Origin of the sequence: Bacillus sp. RSS_NA_20, assembly GCF_020165915.1 — a bacterium.
Taxonomy (GTDB): Bacteria; Bacillota; Bacilli; order Bacillales; family Bacillaceae; genus Bacillus; species Bacillus altitudinis.
This window is the reverse complement of record NZ_JAIUKW010000005.1, coordinates 599090-623086: the sequence shown is the minus strand read 5'-3', so window position 1 is coordinate 623086 and position 23997 is coordinate 599090. Positions and strand designations below refer to the sequence as shown.

Annotated in this window: 20 protein-coding genes; 19 read left to right on the top strand and 1 reads right to left on the bottom strand. The window is 40.9% G+C overall.

Features of this window, described 5'->3' with window-relative positions:
- The first annotated feature begins 15 nt into the window (after positions 1-15).
- The 16 genes from LCD32_RS08705 (at position 16) to LCD32_RS08630 (ending at position 18691) form a co-directional block, all read left to right on the top strand.
- Positions 16-471, top strand: coding sequence for a hypothetical protein (locus LCD32_RS08705; protein WP_051626171.1), 456 nt, complete (start codon positions 16-18; stop codon positions 469-471).
- Positions 472-631: 160 nt separating this feature from the next.
- A complete protein-coding gene (locus tag LCD32_RS08700; RefSeq protein WP_035391876.1) occupies positions 632-931 on the top strand; it encodes a contact-dependent growth inhibition system immunity protein in 300 nt (99 codons plus the stop codon).
- A 398-nt stretch (positions 932-1329) separates the two neighbouring features.
- Positions 1330-3402 carry a BglG family transcription antiterminator gene (locus tag LCD32_RS08695; protein WP_263485887.1) on the top strand — a complete coding sequence of 691 codons (2073 nt, stop codon included), beginning with the start codon at positions 1330-1332 and terminating at the stop codon, positions 3400-3402.
- Between the two features lie 15 nt (positions 3403-3417).
- A complete protein-coding gene (locus LCD32_RS08690; RefSeq protein WP_017359544.1) occupies positions 3418-3684 on the top strand; it encodes a PTS sugar transporter subunit IIB in 267 nt (88 codons plus the stop codon).
- Positions 3685-3710: 26 nt separating this feature from the next.
- Positions 3711-4973 (top strand): PTS ascorbate transporter subunit IIC, encoded by a 1263-nt coding sequence (locus LCD32_RS08685; RefSeq protein WP_025207436.1) that lies wholly within the window; start codon positions 3711-3713, stop codon positions 4971-4973.
- Positions 4974-4990: 17 nt separating this feature from the next.
- Positions 4991-5683 carry a D-allulose 6-phosphate 3-epimerase gene (gene alsE / locus LCD32_RS08680; RefSeq protein WP_008343724.1) on the top strand — a complete coding sequence of 231 codons (693 nt, stop codon included), beginning with the start codon at positions 4991-4993 and terminating at the stop codon, positions 5681-5683.
- A gap of 183 nt (positions 5684-5866) precedes the next feature.
- Positions 5867-6907, top strand: coding sequence for a LacI family DNA-binding transcriptional regulator (locus LCD32_RS08675; RefSeq protein WP_224563550.1), 1041 nt, complete (start codon positions 5867-5869; stop codon positions 6905-6907).
- A 217-nt stretch (positions 6908-7124) separates the two neighbouring features.
- On the top strand, positions 7125-8381 hold the full coding sequence (locus LCD32_RS08670; protein WP_113747419.1) for an ABC transporter substrate-binding protein: 1257 nt from the start codon (positions 7125-7127) through the stop codon (positions 8379-8381).
- Positions 8382-8411: 30 nt separating this feature from the next.
- Entirely contained in the window at positions 8412-9344 is a 933-nt protein-coding gene (locus LCD32_RS08665; protein ID WP_224563548.1) for a carbohydrate ABC transporter permease, read from the top strand.
- Positions 9344-10174, top strand: coding sequence for a carbohydrate ABC transporter permease (locus LCD32_RS08660; protein ID WP_113747417.1), 831 nt, complete (start codon positions 9344-9346; stop codon positions 10172-10174). The genes LCD32_RS08665 and LCD32_RS08660 overlap by 1 nt, the downstream gene beginning before the upstream one ends.
- 31 nt (positions 10175-10205) lie before the next feature.
- Positions 10206-11537, top strand: coding sequence for an alpha-glucosidase/alpha-galactosidase (locus LCD32_RS08655; protein ID WP_224563545.1), 1332 nt, complete (start codon positions 10206-10208; stop codon positions 11535-11537).
- Between the two features lie 374 nt (positions 11538-11911).
- Complete coding sequence (locus LCD32_RS08650; RefSeq protein ID WP_224563542.1) at positions 11912-13372, top strand: CoA-acylating methylmalonate-semialdehyde dehydrogenase; 1461 nt, start codon at positions 11912-11914, stop codon at positions 13370-13372.
- A gap of 223 nt (positions 13373-13595) precedes the next feature.
- Positions 13596-15140: a glycoside hydrolase family 43 protein gene (locus LCD32_RS08645; protein ID WP_017359553.1), complete on the top strand. Its 1545-nt coding sequence runs from the start codon at positions 13596-13598 to the stop codon at positions 15138-15140.
- A gap of 40 nt (positions 15141-15180) precedes the next feature.
- Positions 15181-16446, top strand: a complete 1266-nt coding sequence (locus LCD32_RS08640; protein WP_081298151.1) for a glycoside hydrolase family 30 beta sandwich domain-containing protein — start codon at positions 15181-15183, stop codon at positions 16444-16446.
- 131 nt (positions 16447-16577) lie between these two features.
- Positions 16578-17285 carry a response regulator transcription factor gene (locus LCD32_RS08635; protein ID WP_017367353.1) on the top strand — a complete coding sequence of 236 codons (708 nt, stop codon included), beginning with the start codon at positions 16578-16580 and terminating at the stop codon, positions 17283-17285.
- Positions 17286-17287: 2 nt separating this feature from the next.
- Positions 17288-18691 (top strand): sensor histidine kinase, encoded by a 1404-nt coding sequence (locus LCD32_RS08630; protein WP_224563538.1) that lies wholly within the window; start codon positions 17288-17290, stop codon positions 18689-18691.
- A 54-nt stretch (positions 18692-18745) separates the two neighbouring features.
- Here the strand turns inward: LCD32_RS08630 and LCD32_RS08625 are convergent, their stop codons facing one another.
- A complete protein-coding gene (locus LCD32_RS08625; protein WP_007499277.1) occupies positions 18746-19054 on the bottom strand; it encodes a DUF4870 domain-containing protein in 309 nt (102 codons plus the stop codon).
- 374 nt (positions 19055-19428) lie between these two features.
- On the opposite strand from LCD32_RS08625, the gene LCD32_RS08620 reads away from it, so the two are divergent.
- From LCD32_RS08620 to LCD32_RS08610, 3 genes are all read left to right on the top strand, one after another.
- Complete coding sequence (locus LCD32_RS08620; RefSeq protein ID WP_008343748.1) at positions 19429-20271, top strand: PRD domain-containing protein; 843 nt, start codon at positions 19429-19431, stop codon at positions 20269-20271.
- 118 nt (positions 20272-20389) lie between these two features.
- The gene (locus LCD32_RS08615; RefSeq protein ID WP_224563535.1) at positions 20390-22282 is read left to right on the top strand and encodes a beta-glucoside-specific PTS transporter subunit IIABC; all 1893 of its coding nucleotides are present in this window, start codon (positions 20390-20392) and stop codon (positions 22280-22282) included.
- Positions 22283-22296: 14 nt separating this feature from the next.
- The gene (locus tag LCD32_RS08610; protein WP_035700993.1) at positions 22297-23772 is read left to right on the top strand and encodes a glycoside hydrolase family 1 protein; all 1476 of its coding nucleotides are present in this window, start codon (positions 22297-22299) and stop codon (positions 23770-23772) included.
- Positions 23773-23997: the final 225 nt, after the last annotated feature.

Here is a 23997-nt window from a genome sequence, read left to right as displayed (position 1 = left end):
CGAGGAATGAAAAAAATGGTATATAAAAATGAAAAAATACAGAAAAAAATTGCTTTGATGAATGCTAAAAAGAGAATACAACAATTAGCATATATTGAGGTAATTGATTTTGAAGATGATGCTTCTCAATGGCTAAAATTATGTGAAACAGTATTAAAACAATTTCGTCAAATAGATTCAACACCTTCCAAAATATTAACAAATACAGACAAAGACTCGATTATGACTTGGTTAAAAAATTCATTAGATTTTCTCAAAGAGAAAAAAGAATGGTTTATTTTAATTGAAAATGACCCTTTTCCTGTTTGGGCAAATGTAAAAGCTTTAGATTTCGATAAGGCAATTGAAGAAATTTGGCTATTTTCAGAGAATCATAGCATCATTGTAGCAGATAAAATAACAGGTAAAATTGCTCAAATATTTTCAGAAGAAAAACACTTTGAACTTCATATTGGAAACTGCGCAATTTAATTGTAAGCAAGATTAATTGATCAAAGAGCAGAGCCACAACCTGAAAGCTCTCGTTTGACATTAATTAGGTTAGCAAACACCACTACATTGTTTTCTATGAGATGAAGGTTTTTAAACTCGACTATTTAAACTGATAATTTTAATTATGATAGGTGATTCAATGAATGAGAGCTCTAGTTATTTAAAAAAGTTAGAAGATTTTTTAGGTGGGACATTTCATCAGGATATTGATTCACCAGAGGAAGCGTTAGATGAGTTTATCCATGAAGCTAGCAAAGAATGTCTGCTGTCCACTATAAAGGATTGTCAGGATTTTTCGAATAGTCCTTTAACAATACAGGAAAAAGAAAGCTTTATCGAAAATAATGCAGAAATCTACTTTCCGGCGATCTCATTAAATCCTCTACAGTGGTTTGATAAAGTAATAGAGGAAATGAAAGAAGCAGTGAAAATGAAGTAACAAAATGAATCTTGATTGTCTTTATGCCTTTTAAGGTTTTTGTGTTTGTTGCGCTTCAAACCGAATAAAACCGAAACAAAGGCTATTGGCCCTGTGATGAATGTCCGTTTTATGCAGTATATATGGGTGAATCAAGAACGTGAAAGGCATTGAGAAATATTAAAATATAGGCATTTAAAAAGATTTACCAGGACATTTATGACCTCATTCCTTTCATAATAAAAGAAGACAAAGAACTCTTTGGATATAAGTTTAAAAGCACACTCATACGGGTGTGCTTTTTTGACGAAAAAACAGCACCCAAAACCTGCACAGCATTTACTGAAGACATTTGGACTTCTTTGACACATGCGAGTTGATTAGACTTATAACCAAAGGGAAGAGGGGAGGGATTCCAACTGCACTTAACCAAAAGGGGCACGACTTTATTATCGATGCTGCTTCACACGACCACTTATCTATCAATTGAAGATTTACAGAATCGACTGAATGTCTCTACTCGAACGGTCTACGCTGAAATCAAACGAATGAATAGCTGGCTGGAAACCCATCAGCTTAGTGGCGTCCAGCGAAAAGATCAACGAGGCTACTATTTACATCCACACGAGAGAGAAGTCATTATCGAAAAAGCTGACACTGTTCTTGTCGGTCATGACTATGAACCATGTGTAAAAGAAAGACGTGCCATCTTGCTCCTATCCATTGCATGCAGTGAGAAGCATCTAAAAATTGATGATTTTATAGAGATGACGAAGGTAAGCCGCAATACACTGCTTGAAGATATGAAACAACTAAAAGAAGCACTTTCAAAACAGCAGCTTACACTTCATTATCAGGCGGCCAGTGGCTATTTAATTTCAGGAGAAGAAAGAATAATTCGGTTGGCGCTGAAACCTTATATTCATTTCATTCGCAACATGATAAAAAATGAAAAAACGTTTCCATCGGTTTGGTTAAAGGGTCCTATCTCATATAAGAGAATACATGATCTCCTTCAACAATCCGAACAAGATCTGAAGCTTGAGTTTGCAGATGACATGCTGGATCAGCTGTCTATGGATCTCTTTTTCTACTTTAAACGGATGAAGCTAGGACGTGCTGTACACATTTCAACAGAAGAAAAACGGACATTGCAGAAAACAGATGAATGCTTGGCTGCTATTCGTTTCATGGCGCAAATTCAAAAAGAAACCAGTCTTTTGGTTCATGATGATGAAATCTATTTTCTTAGTACGCTATGGCTCAGTGCCAAAAAACAAAAACTTCCAACAAGTCAAAAACCAGAAGAACATCTCATTCGAACCATTGCGAGACAAATGATCATTGACTTTCAGCGTTATGCGTGTATTTCCTTCCAGGAAGTAGAAGTCTTGGAACAAAACTTAACCATGCATTTAATTCCGGCCTATTATAGGCTCATCTATCACATTGAGATCATCAATGAATTAACAGATTCCATGAAACATGCACAGCCAGAGGTGTTTGACATCACGCAAAAGGTTGCTTGCCATTTAGAGAAGGCGGCCTGTTCAAAGATGAGCGATCATGAAATTGCCTATGTGGCGATGCATTTTGGCGGCTGGATGAGAAGAGAAGGGATTTCGTCGATTGCGAAACGTTCTGTTTACATTGTCTGCGGAGAAGGAATTGGCACCAGTCACATGCTGAAAACGCAGCTTCTTGAATTAATCGGCTACATCGACATACGCGGACTGTTATCAAAACGTTCATATGAAGAATTAACATCCATTGATGCTGACTTTGTTGTGTCAACGACACCTATATCGTTTAAAGGAAAACCTGTTCATCTCGTGCACCCGATTCTCACTGCTTATGAGAAAAAAACATTGCTTCAATATGGAGAAGGCTCAGAACCTAAGCTTGATGAGCACCATGTGAATGCTTTATTCAACATCATTCAGCAGCATACCATCGTTCAAAATGAAAAAGCATTGCTTCATGACTTGAAGGAGCTGCTTCATTCCACATATGTATCACACCAGAAAGGGTGGAAACCAGTGTTAAACGATTTATTAACAGAAGAAACCATTCAGCTCCAGCAAACAGCAGACACATGGCAGGAGGCCATTACAAAAGCAGCGCAGCCTTTGCTTGATCAACAAGCGATTCAGGAAAGTTATGTGAAAGCGATGATCCAGTCTGTTCATCAAAATGGCCCTTATATTGTGATTGCGCCACAAGTGGCGATTCCGCATGCCAGACCAGAGGATGGCGTGAACAAATTAAGCATGTCACTTATGTCATGTCATCAGCCCGTTTCTTTTTCAAAGGATGGAAAAAAGCAAGTTCGGCTCATCATTGTATTAGCTGCCATTGACAGTATGACCCACCTGAAAGCACTCAAACAGCTGACGATGCTGTTAAGTGAAGAAAAACGGGTGAGACAATTGATTGAAGCAGAGGAATTAGCAGCCATTCAACAACTAATCAATCGATTTTCACAAGTATAAAGGAGGAAAAAGAGGATGAAAAAAATTCTAGTTGTATGCGGAAACGGTTTAGGAAGCAGCTTTATTGTTGAAATGAATGTCAAAAAGGCATTAGAAGAATTAGGACTATTAGCGGAAGTGGATCACACCGATCTCAGTACAAGCAAAAATGAACAAGCAGACCTCTATATTGGCGCAACAGATATTATCGATCAGCTGGATGACGGCACAAGAAAGGTCGCTGGATTAAATAACTTGTTAGACCAGGAAGCCATTAAAGACGTCCTTCGTAAACACATATAATCGACGGAAAAAGGGGGATTCACATCATGATAGAACTGATCATGAACGATATATTGGGCACACCCGCAATTCTCATCGGTTTGTTTGCACTCGCTGGTTTACTTTTGCAGAAAAAGTCAGCTGCCGATACTGTATCAGGCACCTTAAAAACAACAATGGGTTTTTTAATATTAGGAGCGGGCGCCACAGTCGTATCTGATTCACTTGGGGTTTTCAGAAAGATGTTTGAAGCAGCCTTTCACATTCAAGGGGTTGTCCCAAATACTGATGCCATGGCGGCCATTGCCCAAAAGGAATTCGGTACACAGACAGCGCTTATTATGATTTTTGGTATGGTGGTCAATTTGCTTTTGGCAAAATTCACACCCTTTAAATACGTCTTTTTAACTGGTCATCATACGCTATATATGGCGGCTATGCTTGCAGTCGTTCTGTCAACAGCTGGCATGCAAGGAACGCTGCTGATCACCACTGGTTCAATCGTATTAGGTGCAGCAATGGTCATTGCTCCCGCAATCCTTCAGCCGTTTACAAGGAAAGTCACTGGAAATGATGATCTGGCGCTCGGTCATTTCAGTACGTTCGGCTATTTTACAGCGGGAATGATCGGCAAATGGGTCGGGCGCCCAGAGAAATCAACGGAAACCATTCAAGTGCCTAAATCACTCGGTTTTCTAAGAGATACATCGGTGGCCATCTCCATTACAATGGCTTTGCTTTTCTTTGCGATTGCACCGTTTGCGGGAATTTCATTCATAGAAAACATTAGTGGTGGTACGAACTTTGCTGTCTTCATTCTCATTCAGGCCATTACCTTTGCTGCTGGGGTGTACATTATTTTAGCAGGTGTACGGATGGCAATCGGAGAAATTGTGCCTGCTTTCAAAGGGATTGCCGATCGTTTCGTCAAAGGGGCAAAGCCGGCACTTGATGCACCAACTGTTTTCCCATTTGCTCCAAATGCGGTGATCATCGGTTTTTTATGCAGTTTTGCTGGAGGCATCGTGTCTATTTTCCTTCTTCCTTTGTTTGGTTTAACTGTCATTGTTCCTGGACTTGTGCCACACTTTTTCTGCGGTGCGACAGCGGGCGTATATGGCAATGCAACGGGGGGAGTGAGAGGTGCAGTCGCCGGTTCCTTTGTAAATGGAATACTCCTTTCATTTTTACCAGCTTGTTTACTTCCTGTGTTAGGCACTCTTGGCTTTGAAGGGACAACATTTGGCGATACAGACTTCGGTATCATCGGAATATTGATTGGATTGATCAAATTTTTATTTCATCTATAAAAAGGAGGCATTAGGGGATGACAGCCATTTTCTCACCTTCATTAATGTGTATGGATTTAACGCACTTCCGTGAACAAATTCAGCTTCTGAACACAAGGGCAGACCGTTATCATGTCGACGTCATGGATGGTCATTACGTAAAGAATATGACCTTATCACCCTTTTTCATTGAACAACTTCGGAAACTGACAGATGTTCCGATTGATGTTCATCTAATGGCCGAACAGCCTCAGGAATTTTTAATTGATGCATGTATTGATGCAGGCGCAACGATGATTTGTTTACATCCAGAAGTGGTGCAAAAAGACGTTTTTCGAATCATTCGGCATATCCACGAAAGAAAGTGTGAGGTCGGCTTTGTTCTCAATCCCGCCACACCAGTTGCAGCATTAGATGCTTTTATTCATTTAATAGACCGGGTGACGATCATGACAATTGATCCAGGGTTTGCGGGTCAGCCTTTTATCAAAGAAATGCTTCCGAAAATGAAAGAGGTGAAAGAAATCAAAGAGAAGGGGGGATACTCATTTTCAATTGAGGTAGACGGCTCTTGTAATGAAAGCACGTTCCGGTTGCTTGCTGAGGCAGGAAATGAAATTTACATCATTGGCACTTCAGGTTTATTTGGCCTTCACGAAGAATTAGATAAAGCATGGGAAATAATGAAGCAATTGTTCGCAAAAGAAACAGCCACAATGAAATCACCTTAGTAAAAAGGAGGATGAAGCCCATCCTCTTTTTTACGCAATTTTACTAAACAAACTATCTCCTTATCAAAACATACTCAAAAACTTCATAAAAGCAAAAATTTATAATTGAAAGCGCTTTATTTATGTGTTATTCTTCAAATATCTTTAGTAAACATTTAGTCAAAAATGATGAGGAGTTTGCCTATGACTACACTCAAAGATATTGCTCATGATGCAAAAGTATCCGTCTCTACTGTATCCCGTGTGTTAAATGGCGACCAAACGCTTGCCGTTTCACACGCAACAAGACAAAACATCCTCGACATAGCTAAGAAATTAAACTATACCCCAGTCAGAGCAAGAAAAGCCGACCAAGCAGAAGTAAAAAGCCCACCCGCATCCCCAGTCATCGGTGTCGTTGTCGCCCAATCCATTGACGAAGAATTAAATGATCCTTTTTTTTCATCGATTCGAAAAGGAATTGAAAAAGAATATGCCAAACAAGGTCTGTCTACTCTCCATACCTTTCGCCTAAGAAACATGGATAAAGGGGCGATACTAAAGGATATTGACGGTTTGATTGTCATTGGACGAATCAGCCCTGATACGGTTGAAAAGATGACAAACCGAATGGAACATATCGTTTTTATCAATCATTATGCGGATGAAGATTTGTATGATTGTGTACATGTGGATTTTGTCAGAGCGGCAGATCGTGCCATTCGTCATCTGCAATCTCTCGGCTACACACATCTAGGCTATATTGGCGGGAAAGAGAGGGAGCATTATTTCGAAGGAAATGCTGTGATTGAGGACGAAAGACAAACAACGTTTATCAAAAGAATGCAAGAAGCGGGAACTCTTCATATGAATGACATCCACATAGGCGAATATTCGATGCAAGAAGGCTACTCGCTTATGCAAAAAGCCATTCAGAAAGGAAATCTTCCAGAAGCCTTTTTTATGGGAAGTGACTCTATGGCAATAGGCGCTATGCGTGCGCTACATGAAGCCGGTCTTCGTGTACCTCAAGATGTCTCAATCGTGGGGTTTAATGATATCGAAGCCGCTTCTTTTTCAAGCCCGCCGCTCACAACGGTCAAAGTATATACAGAAGAAATGGGGGAAGTAGGTCTAAAGCTTTTGCTTGAGCGGATAGAAGGAAGAAAGCTGCCTCTAAAAGTCGTCGTGCCAACAAAACTCATGCAAAGAGGCAGCACATGCCCAATCCATGAAAGGGGGTGAACGAGCATTTCAGCAAACAAAAAAGAGACAAAAAAGCAGGGAGGGAGCTGCTGAGCATGATGGCCAGATCATGCTGAAAACAATGCAGTTCACCCAATTGCTCTCTTATCTCTTTGAAAAGAATAGAATTCCAGTATAATGGACTTCTTTTGTTTCCGCAACTGCATGAATTCTACCGATAATCGTCTGAATTTTCAGTGATCAAAAGGAGGAAACGATGAATAAAAAAAATTTGATGCTGTGTGCAGCTCTAGTTTTGTCGATAATCTTGTCTGCTTGTGGCAATAACGGTGCGTCTGAAGCAAACGGAAAAGTGACCTTGACTCTATTCTCTACAATGAGCAACAGCGGGGAGAGAAAGGCATTTGAAGAAGTGATCCGTGACTTTGAAAAAGAACATCAAAACATCCGAATTGATGCCAACTTCCCTGGCAACAGCTATGAAGATATGATACGCGTCAAAATGGGCGCAAACGACATGCCAGACCTATTTGATACACACGGCTGGGCCAAGCTGCGATATAGCGAATACGTGGCTGATCTAAAGGAGATGGACTGGGTAAAACAACTCGATCCTTCACTCGATCAAATTTTAAAAGACAAAGATGGCAAAGTCTATGCCTATCCGCTGAATCAAGCAAAAGACGGACTTAGTTTTAATGCCAATCTATTAAAAGAATATGGCATGAAAGTTCCTAAAACACTGGATGAACTGAAAAGTGCTTTACAGACTGTCAAAGAAAAAAGTAACGGGGAAGTGGTGCCACTCTGGATTCCAGGAGGCGACAATTCAAATATTGCCCAAGTCTTTGATGAGCTGGCAACGCCTTTACTCATTACCGATCAAAAACATCAATACGGAAAAGACCTTGAAAATGGATCATTTGATTGGTCTCACTATACACCGCTTGCACAGTTTATGAAGGAGCTGAAAGATGAAGAGCTTTTAAACAAAGATGTGCTCACGGCGAAACTATCCCAAGCACCTGAGCTGATGGCACAAAACAAAATCGCTTTCACCTTTGTGGGAGGATCTTTAGGACCTGAGGCGACTGAACTCAATCAATCGATCAAAGTAGGCACCATGCCCGTACCAGCGATTCATGAAGGAGATGAGCAAAGCTGGATTGGTGGAGAACGCTTTACTGTTGCGGCATGGAAAGACTCAAAGCATCTAAAAGAAGCAAAACAATTCATTGACTTTTTAGCAAAGCCTGAAAACGCAAAAAAAATCGCAGAGGGCACTTCCTCTGAAACGGCTTTAAAAGAAGTCAAAGCCAAAAACTATTATTCTACATTTTACGAGCAATATGAAGATATTAAGATTGAACCATATTTTGATAGGAAATACTTACCGAGCGGCATGTGGGCTGTCATGGCAACGACCGGCCAAGAATTATTAGCAGGCTCCATCACACCGGAACAACTATCGAAGAAAATGGAAGAGGAATATAAGCGTCTGAAAAAACAATAGCAGGCTCATGCTGAAACAGGAGTGAAGCCAATGAGTGACATCACAAAAGAAAAACAGGCGGCGACATTTACCTCTTTTCCAAAACAGAAGATGAAAAATAGCCAAAATTCTTCACTTTGGTGGATGTACTTGCCTGCTGTTCTCGTTGTCAGTGCCTTTATCATTTATCCCTTTTTTAACGGGATTCAGCTCTCTTTTACAAATTGGAACGGTTTTTCACAACAGTATGAGTGGATTGGGCTGGATCAATACAAACGACTACTGCAAGATCCAACCACATGGCTTGTTGTGAAAAATACCCTTCTTTACGGCATCGGGAGCACCATCTTACAAAATATGATTGGACTTGGATATGCACTCTTATTAAATCAAAGTTTAAATATGAGAGCCATCACAAGAACGGTGATCTATTTACCCGTCATGATCAGCCCGATTGCTATGGGCTATATCTGGTATTTTGTCTTTGCGTACCAAGGCGGCGCATTAAACGACGTTGTCACCCTTTTTGGATTTGATCCAATGAACGCACTTGGTAATCCGCAGCTAAACACTTGGATCATCGTGTTTGTGAATACGTATCAATTCGTCGGGATTGCCATGATCATTTATTTAGCAGGACTCCAAAGCATTCCTAAAGATTATTATGAAGCAGCACAACTCGATGGCGCTTCAGGTCTTCAGCAATTTTGGCGCATCACATTACCACTTTTAATGCCATCTATCACCATCAATGTTGTGCTCAATGTGATCGGTGGACTTAAATTATTTGATGTCATTGTCGCGCTCACTGGCGGAGGACCCGGAGATTCCTCGCAATCGATGTCGACTTTTATGTACGATTTGTATTTCAAACGGCAGGATGCAGGCTATGCAGCGACGCAAGGTGTCTTCATGGCTATTATCATCCTTGTCGTTAGTGTCGCAGCGCTCATTTATTTCAAACGAAAGGAGACCGAGGTGTGATGGATAACGCCTATAAACGAAAGAAAAGATGGTACTCCTTACTCGCCCTTTTGATAACATTGCTTCACCTGATTCCATTTTATATTTTAGTCACGACATCTCTAAAGAGGATAGGAGATTTTAGCTCAAAATGGTTGTTCCCATCAACGCTTCATTTTGAAAACTTTCGCATGGCATGGACAGATGCTCAGCTTGGCCAGTCCTTTTTGAATACAGTGATCATTACGTTCAGCTCGGCTGCCCTACTCATCATCTTTGGATCACTTGCCGCCTATCCACTCGCAAGAAGAGGAACAAAGCTGAATCAAGCGGTGTATCTCTTATTCATTGCCATTATGGTCATACCGCCGCTCACAGCCCTTGTCCCTTTATACAAAATGGTTGTACAAATTGGCATGATGAATACTTATCAAATCGCTATTTTAAACAATGTTGCTGCTTTTTTGCCACTGACGATTTTTCTATATGCCGGTTTTATCCGGTCGACGATTCCAAAGGAGCTTGAAGAAGCCGCTCGTATTGATGGCGCGGGAACACTCAGAGTCTTTTTCACCGTCGTTTTTCCGCTGCTGAAGCCGATTACCGCTTCTGTTTTAATCATTGCCTGTGTGTATATTTGGAACGACTATCAATTTGCCATCTTCTTCTTGCAAGATAAAGAGATGCATACACTTACAGTCGCCTTATCCAATTTCTTTGGTCAAAATCAACACCAGCTCCAGCTCGTTGGCGCCGCTGCTCTTATTGCGATGCTGCCAATGGTCACGATGTTTTTACTGTTGCAAAAATACTTTATCGCAGGGCTGTCTCAAGGCTCTGTTAAAGGGTAATCCAACCTTGATGTAAAAAGGAGTGTCGTCTATGTCTAAAATTACATTTATCGGTGCAGGAAGTACCGTGTTTGCTAAAAATATATTAGGAGATTGTCTGTTCGTTCCCGCACTTGCCGGCTTTGAATTTGCGTTATATGATATCGACCACAACCGGCTGAAAGAATCAGAAACGATGCTGCGTCACTTAAAAGAGAACTACGGTGCACATGTGACCATTCAGTCGTATCACAACCGGAAAGAAGCCTTAAAGAATGCGAAATATGTCATCAATGCCGTCCAGGTGGGAGGCTATCAGCCAAGCACTGTCATTGATTTTGAGATTCCAAAAAAATATGGATTAAGACAAACGATTGCGGATACGGTTGGCATCGGCGGTATTTTCCGTTCACTTCGAACCATTCCCGTGATGCTGGACTTCGCAAAGGATATGGAAGAAGTATGTCCACACGCTTTATTATTAAATTACACGAATCCAATGGCCACACTGACTGGCGCTATGCTGCGTTATACTCGGGTTCAAACGGTTGGTCTTTGCCATAGCGTACAGGTGTGTACGAAAGATTTATTTCAATCACTTGAAATGGACCATGAAGGCATTGAAGAAAAAATTGCCGGCATTAATCACATGGCATGGTTATTAGAAGTGAAACGGGACGGTCAAGACTTGTATCCAGAAATCAAAGCAAGAGCAAAAGAAAAACAAAAAACGCGGCATCCAGATATGGTTCGTTTTGAACTAATGGATAAATTCGGCTACTATGTCACCGAATCCTCAGAGCACAATGCAGAATATCATCCGTATTTTATCAAATCTCGTTATCCAGAACTGATTGGACAGTTTAACATTCCGCTCGATGAATATCCAAGACGCTGCGAGGAACAAATCAACAATTGGAATACGATGAAACATGACCTTGTGGGGAACACACAAATCACGCATACGCGCTCTAAAGAATATGGTTCACGTATCATTGAAGCGATTGAAACGAACGTTCCCTTTAAATTTGGAGGAAATGTACTGAACACAGGAGGACTCATTCACAACCTTCCTGAAAAAGCCTGTGTCGAAGTGCCATGTGTTGCAGACCGGAGCGGTATCATGCCATGTTATATCGGAGAGATACCTGAACAATTGGCTGGACTCAACCGGACCAATATCAGCTCACAGCTCATGACGATTGAAGCTGCAATCAGCGGCAAAAAAGAACACATTTACCAAGCGGCATTATTAGACCCGCATACAAGTGCTGAATTATCAATTGATGACACCATTAAACTATGTAATGAATTAATTGAAGCACACGGGGAGATGCTCCCGGCTTATACAGAGCCGAGTCAATACGCAATTTCTTCTAAATAACTAACATAAACAGTCTTAGCCTGATGCACTTGGCATCAGGTTTTTTTAGATCAACAAACTGATCATTGACTGAAAGCGTTTTTAATATTATGATTTTTCTAAAGTTAACCAACAGTTAACCAAAAATACATCATCAATTAGTTAACATGATCATGCCACATGACACACAGATAAAACGACCTAAAAGGGGGGACAGATCTGCGGAACCAAAAGAGCTGAAAGCGATAGACTTCACATGTTTTATCAGAACGTAAAGCAAAACTGTGGTTTCATTTGACAAAGAGTGTATACAGATGAAGGCCCCTTAGATGAGACAATGACGATAAATCAACACACGATTGCATCACAATCCAAACAAAGAGGAGAGAGGGAACATGACCAAAACAGATGTACAAACGTTGAAAAATTATATTGATGGACAATGGGTGGACGCCGAAACGAACCAAACGGAAGCTGTTTATAATCCAGCTACTGGCGAAGTCATCGCAGAAGTACCGCTTTCTACAAAAACGGATGTAGAACATGCAGTCCAAGCAGCACAAGAAGCGTTTACCACTTGGTCTAAAACAGCTGTTCCCCGGCGCGCACGTATATTATTTAAATACCAACAGTTACTCGTTGAGAAATGGGATGAGTTAGCTGAACTCGTCACGCTGGAAAACGGAAAAAGTGTAACAGAAGCAAAAGGAGAGGTGCAGCGAGGAATTGAATGTGTGGAATTTGCCTCTGGTGCACCAACCTTAATGATGGGGAAACAACTGCCTGATATTGCGACTGGTCTAGAGTCTGGCATGTACCGCTACCCAATTGGCGTCATCGGCGGCATTACCCCGTTTAACTTTCCGATGATGGTCCCATGCTGGATGTTCCCGCTTGCCATCGCTTGCGGAAATACATTTGTTTTAAAGCCTTCAGAACGGACGCCAATCCTTGCTGCACGGTTAGCAGAACTATTTGAAGAAGCAGGACTTCCAAAAGGTGTGCTTAACATTGTCAACGGCGCTCACGATGTAGTAAACGGTCTGCTTGAACATGAAAAGGTAAAAGCCATTTCGTTTGTCGGCTCTCAGCCAGTCGCAGAATACGTCTATAAAAAAGGGACAGCACATGGTAAACGTGTACAAGCACTTGCCGGTGCAAAAAATCACTCCATCGTCTTGAAAGATGCTGATTTAGAATCGGCCACAAAACAAATCATTGGCGCTGCTTTTGGATCAGCAGGTGAACGCTGCATGGCAGCAGCCGTTGTCGCAGTTGAAGAAGACGTGGCAGACGACTTGATTCAACAATTGGTCGATGAATCCAACCAGCTTGTCATCGGAAACGGAATAAATGAAGATGTCTTTCTCGGACCAGTCATTCGGAAAGAGCATAAAGAACGAACTCTTCAATATATCCAATCAGGAATTGAAGAAGGCGCAAGCCTGATTCGTGATGGCAGACAAGATAACGAAACAAATGGAGAAGGGTATTTTGTCGGACCAACGATCTTTGATCATGTCACAAATCAAATGAAAATCTGGCAGGACGAGATTTTTGCCCCAGTCTTATCCATTGTCCGTGTCTCATCACTCGCAGAAGCAATCGACCTGTCCAATCAATCAAAATTCGCAAACGGTGCCTGCCTATACACAGACAGCGCTTCAAGCATAAGAGAATTTCGTGAAAACATCGAAGCCGGCATGTTAGGCATTAACATTGGTGTTCCTGCTCCAATGGCTTTCTTCCCATTTTCCGGCTGGAAAGATTCCTTCTACGGAGACTTGCACGCCAATGGAACAGATGGAGTAGAGTTTTACACGAGAAAGAAAATGGTGACCGCTCGTTATATATAGCCTACATTTATTAAACATTGAGGAAGAATGCAGCTCCATCATGGAGACTGCATTTTTTTGTTGTCTTCTAGTTAAAAAGTAAGGGTTTTCATCGCACTCTTTACAGGGATTCGCAGGGAGAAATCATTCTTTGTATTCATTCTTCATCACGAAACATCAACATAATTTGAAATTGGGTCTAAACCCCAATATCAGGAAGATGAAAACAGGAGGAAATGACACGATGAGGACGAGGATGAAGTGCAGCGTTTGTTTATTGATTTTCACTTTGGTACTGAGTTGTTTGCCGGTATATGAAGCGAATGCGGCAAGCACTCCTATTGCCAAGCAAGTAGGAAATGCAAACCCGCTCATTGATCATCACTTAGGAGCAGACCCGTTTGCGCTTACCTATAACGGAAGAGTGTACCTTTATATGTCGAGTGATGACTATGAATATCAAAGCAACGGAACGATTAAGGACAATTCATTTGCAAATCTGAATAGAGTATTCGTCATCTCTTCGGCGGATATGGTCAACTGGACCGATCACGGAGCGATTCCAGTAGCGGGGGCAAATGGGGCAAACGGCGGCAGAGGCATTGCCAAATGGGCAGGCGCATCATGGGCCCCATCAGCAGCGGTAAAGAAGATCAACGGAAAGGATAAATTTTTCCTTTATTTCGCTAACAGCGGCGGAGGGATTGGAGTCCTTACAGCAGACAGCCCGATTGGCCCATGGACTGATCCAATTGGAAAACCACTCGTTACGCCAAGTACACCTGGCATGTCCGGAGTTGTATGGCTTTTTGATCCGGCCGTATTTGTAGATGATGACGGTACTGGTTATCTATATGCCGGCGGAGGCGTTCCAGGCGGTTCCAATCCAACGCAGGGACAATGGGCAAATCCTAAAACAGCAAGAGTCCTGAAGCTAGGTGCTGATATGACAAGTGTGGCCAGTAGCGCATCCACCATTGATGCTCCTTTTATGTTTGAAGACTCAGGGATGCATAAGTATAACGGAACCTATTACTATTCCTATTGCATCAATTTTGGCGGCTCACATCCTGCCGATAAACCACCTGGTGAAATCGGCTATATGACGAGCTCAAGTCCGATGGGACCCTTCACGTATAAAGGACACTTTCTGAAAAATCCGGGTGCTTTTTTTGGTGGCGGCGGTAACAACCATCATGCGGTGTTCAATTTTAAAAATGAGTGGTATGTGGTGTATCATACGCAAACCGTTAGCTCTGCCTTATACGGAAGTGGCAAAGGCTATCGCTCTCCACATATTAACAAGCTTGTGCATAATGCAGATGGCTCCCTTCGAGAAGTAGCAGCCAATTATGAAGGGGTGAAACAGCTATCTAATCTGAATCCATATCAACGTGTTGAAGCTGAAACATTCGCTTGGAATGGACGCATTTTGACAGAAGCCTCGTCAGCACCAGGAGGACCAGTGAATAACCAGCATGTCACCAATATTCAAAATGGCGATTGGGTGGCTTTAGGGAATGTAGACTTTGGTTCAAATGGCGCTAGAACATTTAAAGCCAATGTCGCATCGACAGTAGGCGGGAAAATAGAAGTACGCCTTGGCAGCGCAAACGGCAGACTGGTCGGTACACTGAATGTCCCTTCCACCGGTGGAACACAAAACTGGCGGGAAATAGAAACAGCGATTAACGGCGCATCCGGAGTGCACAACGTATTTTTTGTCTTTACCGGAACAGGCGGGGGAAATCTATTCCAATTTGATTCTTGGCAGTTTACTCAAAGGTAACGAATAAAGTTGCCAAAAGGTTGATAGAGGAGTGGAGTATGTGATGTCATGTATAAAAAAAACAATGCTTGCTTTATTGGTGTGTTTCACCATGCTGTCTGTCATGTTCATAGGCCCCGGAGTAGCTGAAGTATCAGCAGCTGACGCAAACATTAACCTTAATGCAGAAAGACAAGTGATTCGTGGTTTTGGCGGAATGAACCATCCAGCTTGGATTGGTGATTTGACAGCGCCACAAAGGGAGACTGCCTTTGGCAATGGACAAAATCAGTTAGGGTTTTCCATTCTTAGAATTTATGTAGACGAAAACAGAAACAATTGGAGCAGAGAAGTCGCGACGGCCAAACGAGCGATCGAGCATGGTGCTCTAGTCATTGCTTCCCCTTGGAATCCTCCAAGCAGTATGGTTGAAACATTTAACCGGAATGGATCACCTGCCAAGCGGCTTAAATACAATCAATACGCAGCATATGCTCAGCATCTGAATGATTTTGTCACTTACATGAAAAACAACGGAGTCAATCTTTATGCGATTTCTGTTCAAAACGAGCCCGATTATGCGCATGAATGGACATGGTGGACACCGCAAGAAATCCTGCGTTTCATGAGAGAAAATGCCGGCTCCATTAATGCACGTGTGATTGCACCAGAATCCTTTCAATACCTTAAGAATATCTCAGATCCTATCTTAAACGATCCGCAGGCGCTAAGGAATATGGACATTCTCGGCGCTCATCTATACGGAACCCAAATTAGCCAGCTTCCGTACCCTCTTTTCAAACAAAAAGGGGCAGGGAAAGAGCTATGGATGACAGAGGTCTACTACCCGAATAGTGATAACAATTCAGCGGACCGCTGGCCTGAGGCATTAGGGGTATCAGAGCATATTCACCATTCAATGGTGGAAGGGGACTTTCAGGCGTATGTGTGGTGGTACATTAGGAGATCATACGGTCCTATGAAGGAAGATGGAATGATTAGCAAGCGTGGATACAACATGGCGCATTTCTCCAAGTTTGTGCGACCAGGTTTCGTCAGAATTGATGCAACGAAAAGTCCTGAACCGAATGTTTTCGTCTCAGCCTATAAAGGAAACAATCAGGTCGTCATTGTGGCGATTAATAAAAACAATGCAGGGGTCAATCAACACTTCGTCGTGCAAAATGGCTCTGTTTCTCAGGCGTCTAGATGGGTGACGAGCGGCAGCAGCAACCTTCAACCTGGAACTGACTTAAACATATCAGGAAATCAATTTTGGGCTCATCTCCCTGCTCAAAGTGTGACAACATTTGTGGTCAAACGCTAGAGAAACACGAAAAGCCAATTTTCTCATTAAAAAAGAAAATTGGCTTTTTTCTGTGTAAATAGAAAGTTGATTTTTCACGACGTCAACACTTTGGGTATAATAATAACAATGACTTCAGGAGAGTGATCATTATGCCAAAGGTTCAAAGCAAAGTATTGATTATAGATGACGAAAAAGAAATTTTAGAATTAATCCATACCGTATTAACAAGAGAAGGCATTGACCAGGTGTTAACAGCTTCAACTGCCCGTGATGGGCTCACGCAATTTCATCAAGAACAACCAGATCTCGTCATACTGGATATTATGCTGCCAGACGGAGAAGGCTACGATATTTGCAAACAAATCAGAGATGTCTCGCATGTTCCGATTATCTTTTTATCAGCAAAGGGAGAGGAATCAGACAAAATTGTAGGACTTGCCATTGGCGGCGATGATTACATTACAAAACCGTTCAGTCCAAAAGAAGTCGCCTACCGGGTAAAAGCCCAGCTAAGACGGTCATCCTACTTACAGCCTTCTCAAGCGGAGCCCGTGATCAAAAAAGGCCCATTTGAGTTAAACGAGCAGCAAGCCGAACTGACGAAAAACGGAGCGACAATTGAACTCACTCCGAAAGAACTTATGTTGATGACTTATTTCTTGCAGCATCCGAATCGCGTCATCAGTAAAGAAACGCTTTATCAAACGGTTTGGGGAGAGGATTTCTTCGGTTCTGATAATACGGTAATGGTTCATATACGAAGACTGCGGGAAAAAATAGAACATTCCCCATCTACACCAGAATTTCTCGTGACGGTCAAAGGGCTTGGCTATAAATTTGTTGTAAAGGATGCATAAAGATGAAATGGCGATTAACAGGCAGATACATGGTCTCTGTCATTATCGTGACCATTATCACGGTCTTTATTAACTTATTTGGATTCATGATATGGCTTGTACTACAAGCAAGCAGTCAGCAAAACGAAGAAAATACGCCGGAAACCTTCACAAGAACATTTGAACAATACATCACCTTGTCTAATCAAAATATCACTGTGAATAAAGAAGGACAGCAAGCCTTAAAACAACAAAATGCGTGGATTCAAATATTAGACGAAAATGGACAAGACGTCTATCATGCACTAGCACCTAAAGGCTTAAAGAGCAAATACACACCTATAGAAATTGTAAACTTACATAAATATAAAGATAAGCAATTGATGTCGACGATCTATGCTGGAGGGAAAAATGGAAAGGGTAAAGAATACAGCTACTTCATCGGATTTAAGGACCCTTCCATCGGAAAATATTTATTTTCTTTTGATACGAAAGAATTAATATCGCAATTCAATATCGGGACGATGATTTTATTATCGATTGATGCCATCATTGCCTTATTCATTGGATACTTATTCAGCCGGCAACTCATCAAACCGCTCGGCCGTGCCATTTACGGCATTCAGCGGCTCGCAAACGGAGATTATACGACGAAGCTGCCAACGAAGGGGATATATAAAGATGTGTTCTATAATGTCAATCACTTATCCGAGCAGCTCGCTTCAAGCCAAAAAGAAAAAGACAAATTAGAGCAAATGCGGGAAGAGTGGATCAGTCATATTTCTCATGATATTAAAACACCATTATCCTCTATTCAAGGCTATGCAGAAATCATGAAAGATCCAAATTATCCTCTTTCAAATCAAGACATTAGACATTATGCCAGCATCATAGAGAATAAATCATTGTACATCAAAGATGTGATGGAGGATCTCAATTTAACAACAAGGCTGAAAAATAACGACGTGATGTTGCATAAAGAACTGGTGAACATTGTGCCATTGCTGCGTGAAACGTTAATTGATATCCTCAACGATTCGAGATATGCAGATCAGACCATTGAGCTGCAAACGAATGTAGACAAGCTTATGCTAAATATTGATACGATCCTCATACGAAGAGCGGTCACCAATCTCATTTTAAATGCCCTTGTTCACAATGATGCTGATGTGAAAATCATTGTACAGCTTGAACAAAAAGAACATACCCACATCACCATTCAAGACAACGGCAAAGGAATTGAAGAGGCAGAGCTAGAAAAAGTGTTTGACCGCTACTATAGAGGGACGAATACTGGAGGGACACATGCAGGCTCAGGCCTTGGAATGGCGATTGCAAAAGATATCATCCAAAAACACGGGGGAGATATGACAATACAAAGTATGATAGGAGAAGGAACAACGATTGATATCCAATTACCCGCTTAAACGGACATACAAAAAAACGGTTCTGCTCAATCACAGAACCGTTTTTTCTAACTCTTATTCTGAAAACACTTTTATGCCTTTCACAATGTTCCAAATGAAGAAGTAGATCGCCACAAGGAATGTCACAGCATACGTTGCAATTAAGAACGGACCAGCATGACTGATATCGTTCATGCCAAGTAAACCTGAACCGGCAATACCAAGACCGAAAATCAAATAAGGAATAATATGTGTCCATAGTGATTTTTTCGCATGGTATTTCACTTCGTCTTTTCCTAAGAAATAAACGATAATCGGAAATAGAAACGGTGCAAAAAAGATACTGAAGTAACATAATGAAGACAAAATTTTATTTTCTCTCAAAGCTTTTCACCTCTATGATTGATTTAGAAGAGGGGACCATTTGACTCATCCCTCAATTCCTTACAAACCCATTGTACAACCTCAACCTTAACTTGTATTAATCCGAACCTTACAGCAACCTTAAATATGTTAAACTTTAAAAAGACAAGGAAAGATAAAATGATTCTGGGTATTTCAATCTATTTTTTCAGAAAAAAATAGTTGACTTTGGTCATTCCTCTATTTAAAATAAAGTCGTAACCGATGCAGGAGTGTTACTGATATGATCAGGCACCACCAAGTCAGGTAAACAGATTGTACATTTGTACGTTGTTTGCTGAGATTTTGGTGTTTTTTTATGCTTTTTTTAGCATTTTAGGTAAGGTGGGATGAGGATGTTCACCGTCGTTAAAGTTTTAAATAATAATATCGTATTAGCTCTAACAGAGGCTCAAAATGAAGTCGTTGTGTTTGGAACAGGAATAGGTTTTAAAAAGAAGAAAGGTGATACACTTGATGAGAGCGCTGTCAGTAAGACATTTTATTCTGATCAGACGTCTCCATTAGAATCTCAACTTGCCGCTATCCCAACTGATATCCTTTTATTAACTGAAAAAATCATTCGCGTAGGCGAAGAGATGTTGAATAAGAAGTTAGGTTCCAGCGCGCTCTTTTCGCTATCCGATCATCTCACCTTCGCTATTCAAAGGCACGAAGAAAAAATGGCGTATGAAAACCCCATTGTGTGGGAAATTCCACATCTCTATTTTCAAGAATATCAAGTCGGGAAAAAAGCACTGACAATTATTCAAAAGATGATGGGCATTTCTTTTGAAGATACTGAAGCTTCACTCATTGCCCTGCATTTTGTAAACGCTCAAATAGATGGTCAGTCTATGGGAGACACCATTAAGATGACTCACCTGACGAAAGAAATCGTCAAAATCATTCAAAATATTTTCGAGATGATATTGGATAAATCATCCATTAATTATTCGAGGTTTATTACCCACTTGAGATATTTTATTGTCAGGCAGGAAACCAATCAACCACCGCAGCAGATGGATGACTCGTTAAAAGAATTAATACAGGATCGTTATATGAAGAGTTATGCCTGCGGATTGATCATCAAAGAAATGTTAAAACGAGAATTCAATTGGAATGTGACAGAAGACGAACTTGTTTTTTTAGTCATCCATATTGAGAGAATCACAAAGGAACACCAAAAAAATAAATGATTTCTTTTAGGCGTGTTATGAAAAAGCATTAACCTAAACAAATCTCCATGAGAAAGAATGATCTTTTCTATGGTGGATTTTGTTTAGGTTTTTTTTGTGAAAATGAAGGGGTGAAAGCATGGAAAACAAAGAATTGGCTGGAAAAATTGTGAAATTAATCGGTGGAACCGAAAATATATCTCAAAGTTGGCATTGTATCACACGGCTAAGATTTAATCTCAACGATGAAAGTCAGGTAAAAGTAGATGAGCTGAAAACATTAGATGGTGTTTTAGGTGCTCAATTCCAAAGTGGACAGTTCCAAGTCATTATTGGAGCAAAGGTAGCAGAGGTTTATGAGGAAATCGATCATCTGGCCGGTCATAGTAGCAATAATTCTGCTCCTGTTAAAAACACGTCAAAGATGAACCCAATTGAAGTCGTATTCGATGTGATCAGCGGGATTTTCACACCTATTTTGCCAGCGATTGTTGGTAGTGGATTGATCAAAGGGATCATGGCACTGTTCGTTAGCTTAGGCTGGCTGACGGAGACAAGTTCTACCTATCAAGTACTTCAAATTTTTTCAAATGCTGTCTTTTACTTTTTACCTTTCCTCATTGCTTATTCGGCAGCGAAGAAATTTAAAACGCGAGAATCTCTTGCGCTCGCATTAGCAGGGATTTTACTATATCCAACGATGATCGAAGGTGCAGCAAAAGGAGCAGATCCGTTAAATTTTTTAGGGTTAAGTATTCCACTAAATAATTACACATCTTCTGTATTACCAATTATTTTAGGTGTGCTATTACTAAGTTTTGTCGATAAGTGGATAACAAAAGCGATCCCAAAATCCTTAAGTATCGTATTTACACCGGTACTGAGCCTGATGATCACGGCTCCTCTTACACTGGCTTTTATCGCTCCTATTGGGAACGTTTCTGGGCAATATTTAGAAATCTTTTTCACTTCATTGTTCAATTTCGCTGGTCCGATTGCCGGTTTATTAATGGGGGGCCTTATGCCACTCATTGTGTTAACTGGAATGCATTACGCATTCTTCCCAAGCACGTTAGCCAGCTTTGAAAAAGTGGGTTACGATATCATGCTGCTTCCAATGAATTTCATTGCGAATATGGCACAAGCAGGCGCTGTGTTAGGTGTCATCATCCGCACCAAGCGGGTAGAAACAAGGTCTTTAGCGCTTTCAACATTGCTTCCTAGTTTCTTCGGGATCACAGAACCAGCCATTTATGGAGTCACACTTAGACTAAAAAAACCTTTTTATGCTTCATTAATTGGCGGCGCAGTCGGTGGATGTTTTTACGGTTTATTTTCAGTTAAAACGACAGCCTTTTCGATCCCAGGCATTACTTCACTGCCAACTTACATTATGAAAGGGACAAATAATTTTCAGCTGGCTCTGATTGGAATCGCCCTTAGCTTCATCGTGTCACTTCTCATCACCATTCTCCTTGGATTTCAGGAGTCTGTAACGGCTTTTAACGAGCAAGCTGCAGAAAAGCCAAATCACACTGAGAGTACAGAGAATCAACAAATGTCTAAGCAAACAAACCCTTATGAAGTTCAAGCACCTATGAGTGGAAAGGTCATTCCTTTATCTGAAGTGAATGATTCCGTGTTCTCAAGTGAAATGATGGGGAAGGGAGTCGCAATTTTGCCTGATAAGGGGGTGGTACAAGCACCGTTCTCAGGAAAAGTAGTGACTGTTACACCTACTAAACATGCCATCGGACTCGTTTCAGATGATGGGATTGAATTATTGATCCACGTGGGGATTGATACGGTCAGCCTAAACGGCCAATTCTTTGATGTACTGGTAAAAGAGGGCGATAAGATAAAGACGGGGGATCATTTATTATCGTTTGATATAGAAGGCATTCAATCAAACCATTTAGATGTAGTGACACCTATTATCGTCACAAATTCAACGCAATATCTTGATGTGATTCATACAGGTGACGCTCATGTCACCGCAGGTCAAAATAAGCTCTTAATGCTTATTCACTAATATAAAGAGAAGGGATGATTGAAATGAAAGAATTAAAAAAAGGATTTTCAGATGATTTTTTATGGGGTGGCGCAACTGCTGCCAATCAAATAGAGGGCGCATACTTAGAAGGTGGCAAGGGCCTGTCGACGTCAGACTTTGCTGCATATAAAGATCCTTATGAAAAAGGAAAAGTGAACAACTTTACTTTCGATGTGAGTTCAGCTGAATTAACAAGATACAAGGAACAACCCGATGAATTTGATTTTCCGAAAAGACGCGGAATCGATTTTTACCATCGATATGAAGAGGATATTGCACTATTTGCAGAGATGGGCTTTAAAGTGTTTCGCTTGTCTATTTCATGGGCAAGAATCTTTCCAACTGGTTTAGAAGACAAGCCGAACGAAGAAGGATTGGCTTTTTACGATAACGTATTTGATGAGTGTGCGAAATATGGAATTGAACCGCTAGTCACGATGTCTCATTACGAAATGCCGATTACTTTAACAGAGAAATATAATGGCTGGATGAGTAGAGAGCTTGTCCCGTTGTTTGAAAAATATGCCCGTGCCATTTTAGAAAGATATAAAAATAAAGTGAAGTATTGGATTACATTCAATGAAATGAATATGAACCTCAACAGCCTTTACACCGGTGCTGGAATTTTAGAGGACCTAGTAGACCATAAATTACAGGCTGCGTATCAAGCATCACATCACCAATTTATCGCCAGCGCTCTCACAGTGAAGGCTGCAAAAGAAATCATTCCAAATGTCCAAATTGGCTGTATGATAAACCAAATTGAAGCCTATGCAAAAACAACGAAACCAGAGGACCAGTTGCAAGCGGTAAAATCGAACCAATTGAATATGTTCTATCCGGATGTTCAAGCTAGAGGTGAATATCCAACATACATGGTGAAATATTTTGCTGACAACGACATCAAACTTGATATCGAAGAGCAGGATGAGCAAATTTTGAAAGAGGGCATCGTTGATTTTGTGGCGATCAGCTACTATATGTCCCACGTAGCAGAAGCCCGAGAAGATGCAGCCGAGCTAGCGGGTACATTTGATAGTCCAATTAAAAATGAGCATTTGGAGTTATCACAATGGGATTGGCCAATTGATCCAATGGGTCTGCGCATTTCATTAATTAAATTGTATGACAGATACCAAAAACCTTTATTTGTTTGTGAAAACGGACTTGGCGCAAGAGATACATTGACAACAGACAAAGAAATTCACGACGATTATCGAATTGATTATTTAAAACAACATATTGAACAGATGAAAGAAGCAGTCAAAGAAGGTGTCGACTTAATGGGGTATACACCATGGGGTTGTATTGACTTAATTAGCTGCGGAACATCTCAAATGAGTAAGCGCTATGGTTTGATCTATGTAGATCAAGACGACAGAGGGAATGGTTCATTAAATCGTTACAAAAAAGATTCCTTCTACTGGTACAAAAAAGTGATTGCAACAAATGGGGAAGATTTATCATAATCCAGATGGAATGATGATGACACCATTGCATCCGCCTTATTTGGCCGGGTGCGATGGTGTTTTTTTGTTTACCCAAAAAGTAACCTCAATTATGTCATAGCAAGCACTAGAGATCTCTTTGCTACAATCATTTGATAACAAAAGTTGGCCGAAAAATGTTTCACCTTGACCTTGAAGTATAGTTCAACCTTTATAATGTACATATAGTAAAACAAAATAATAAAA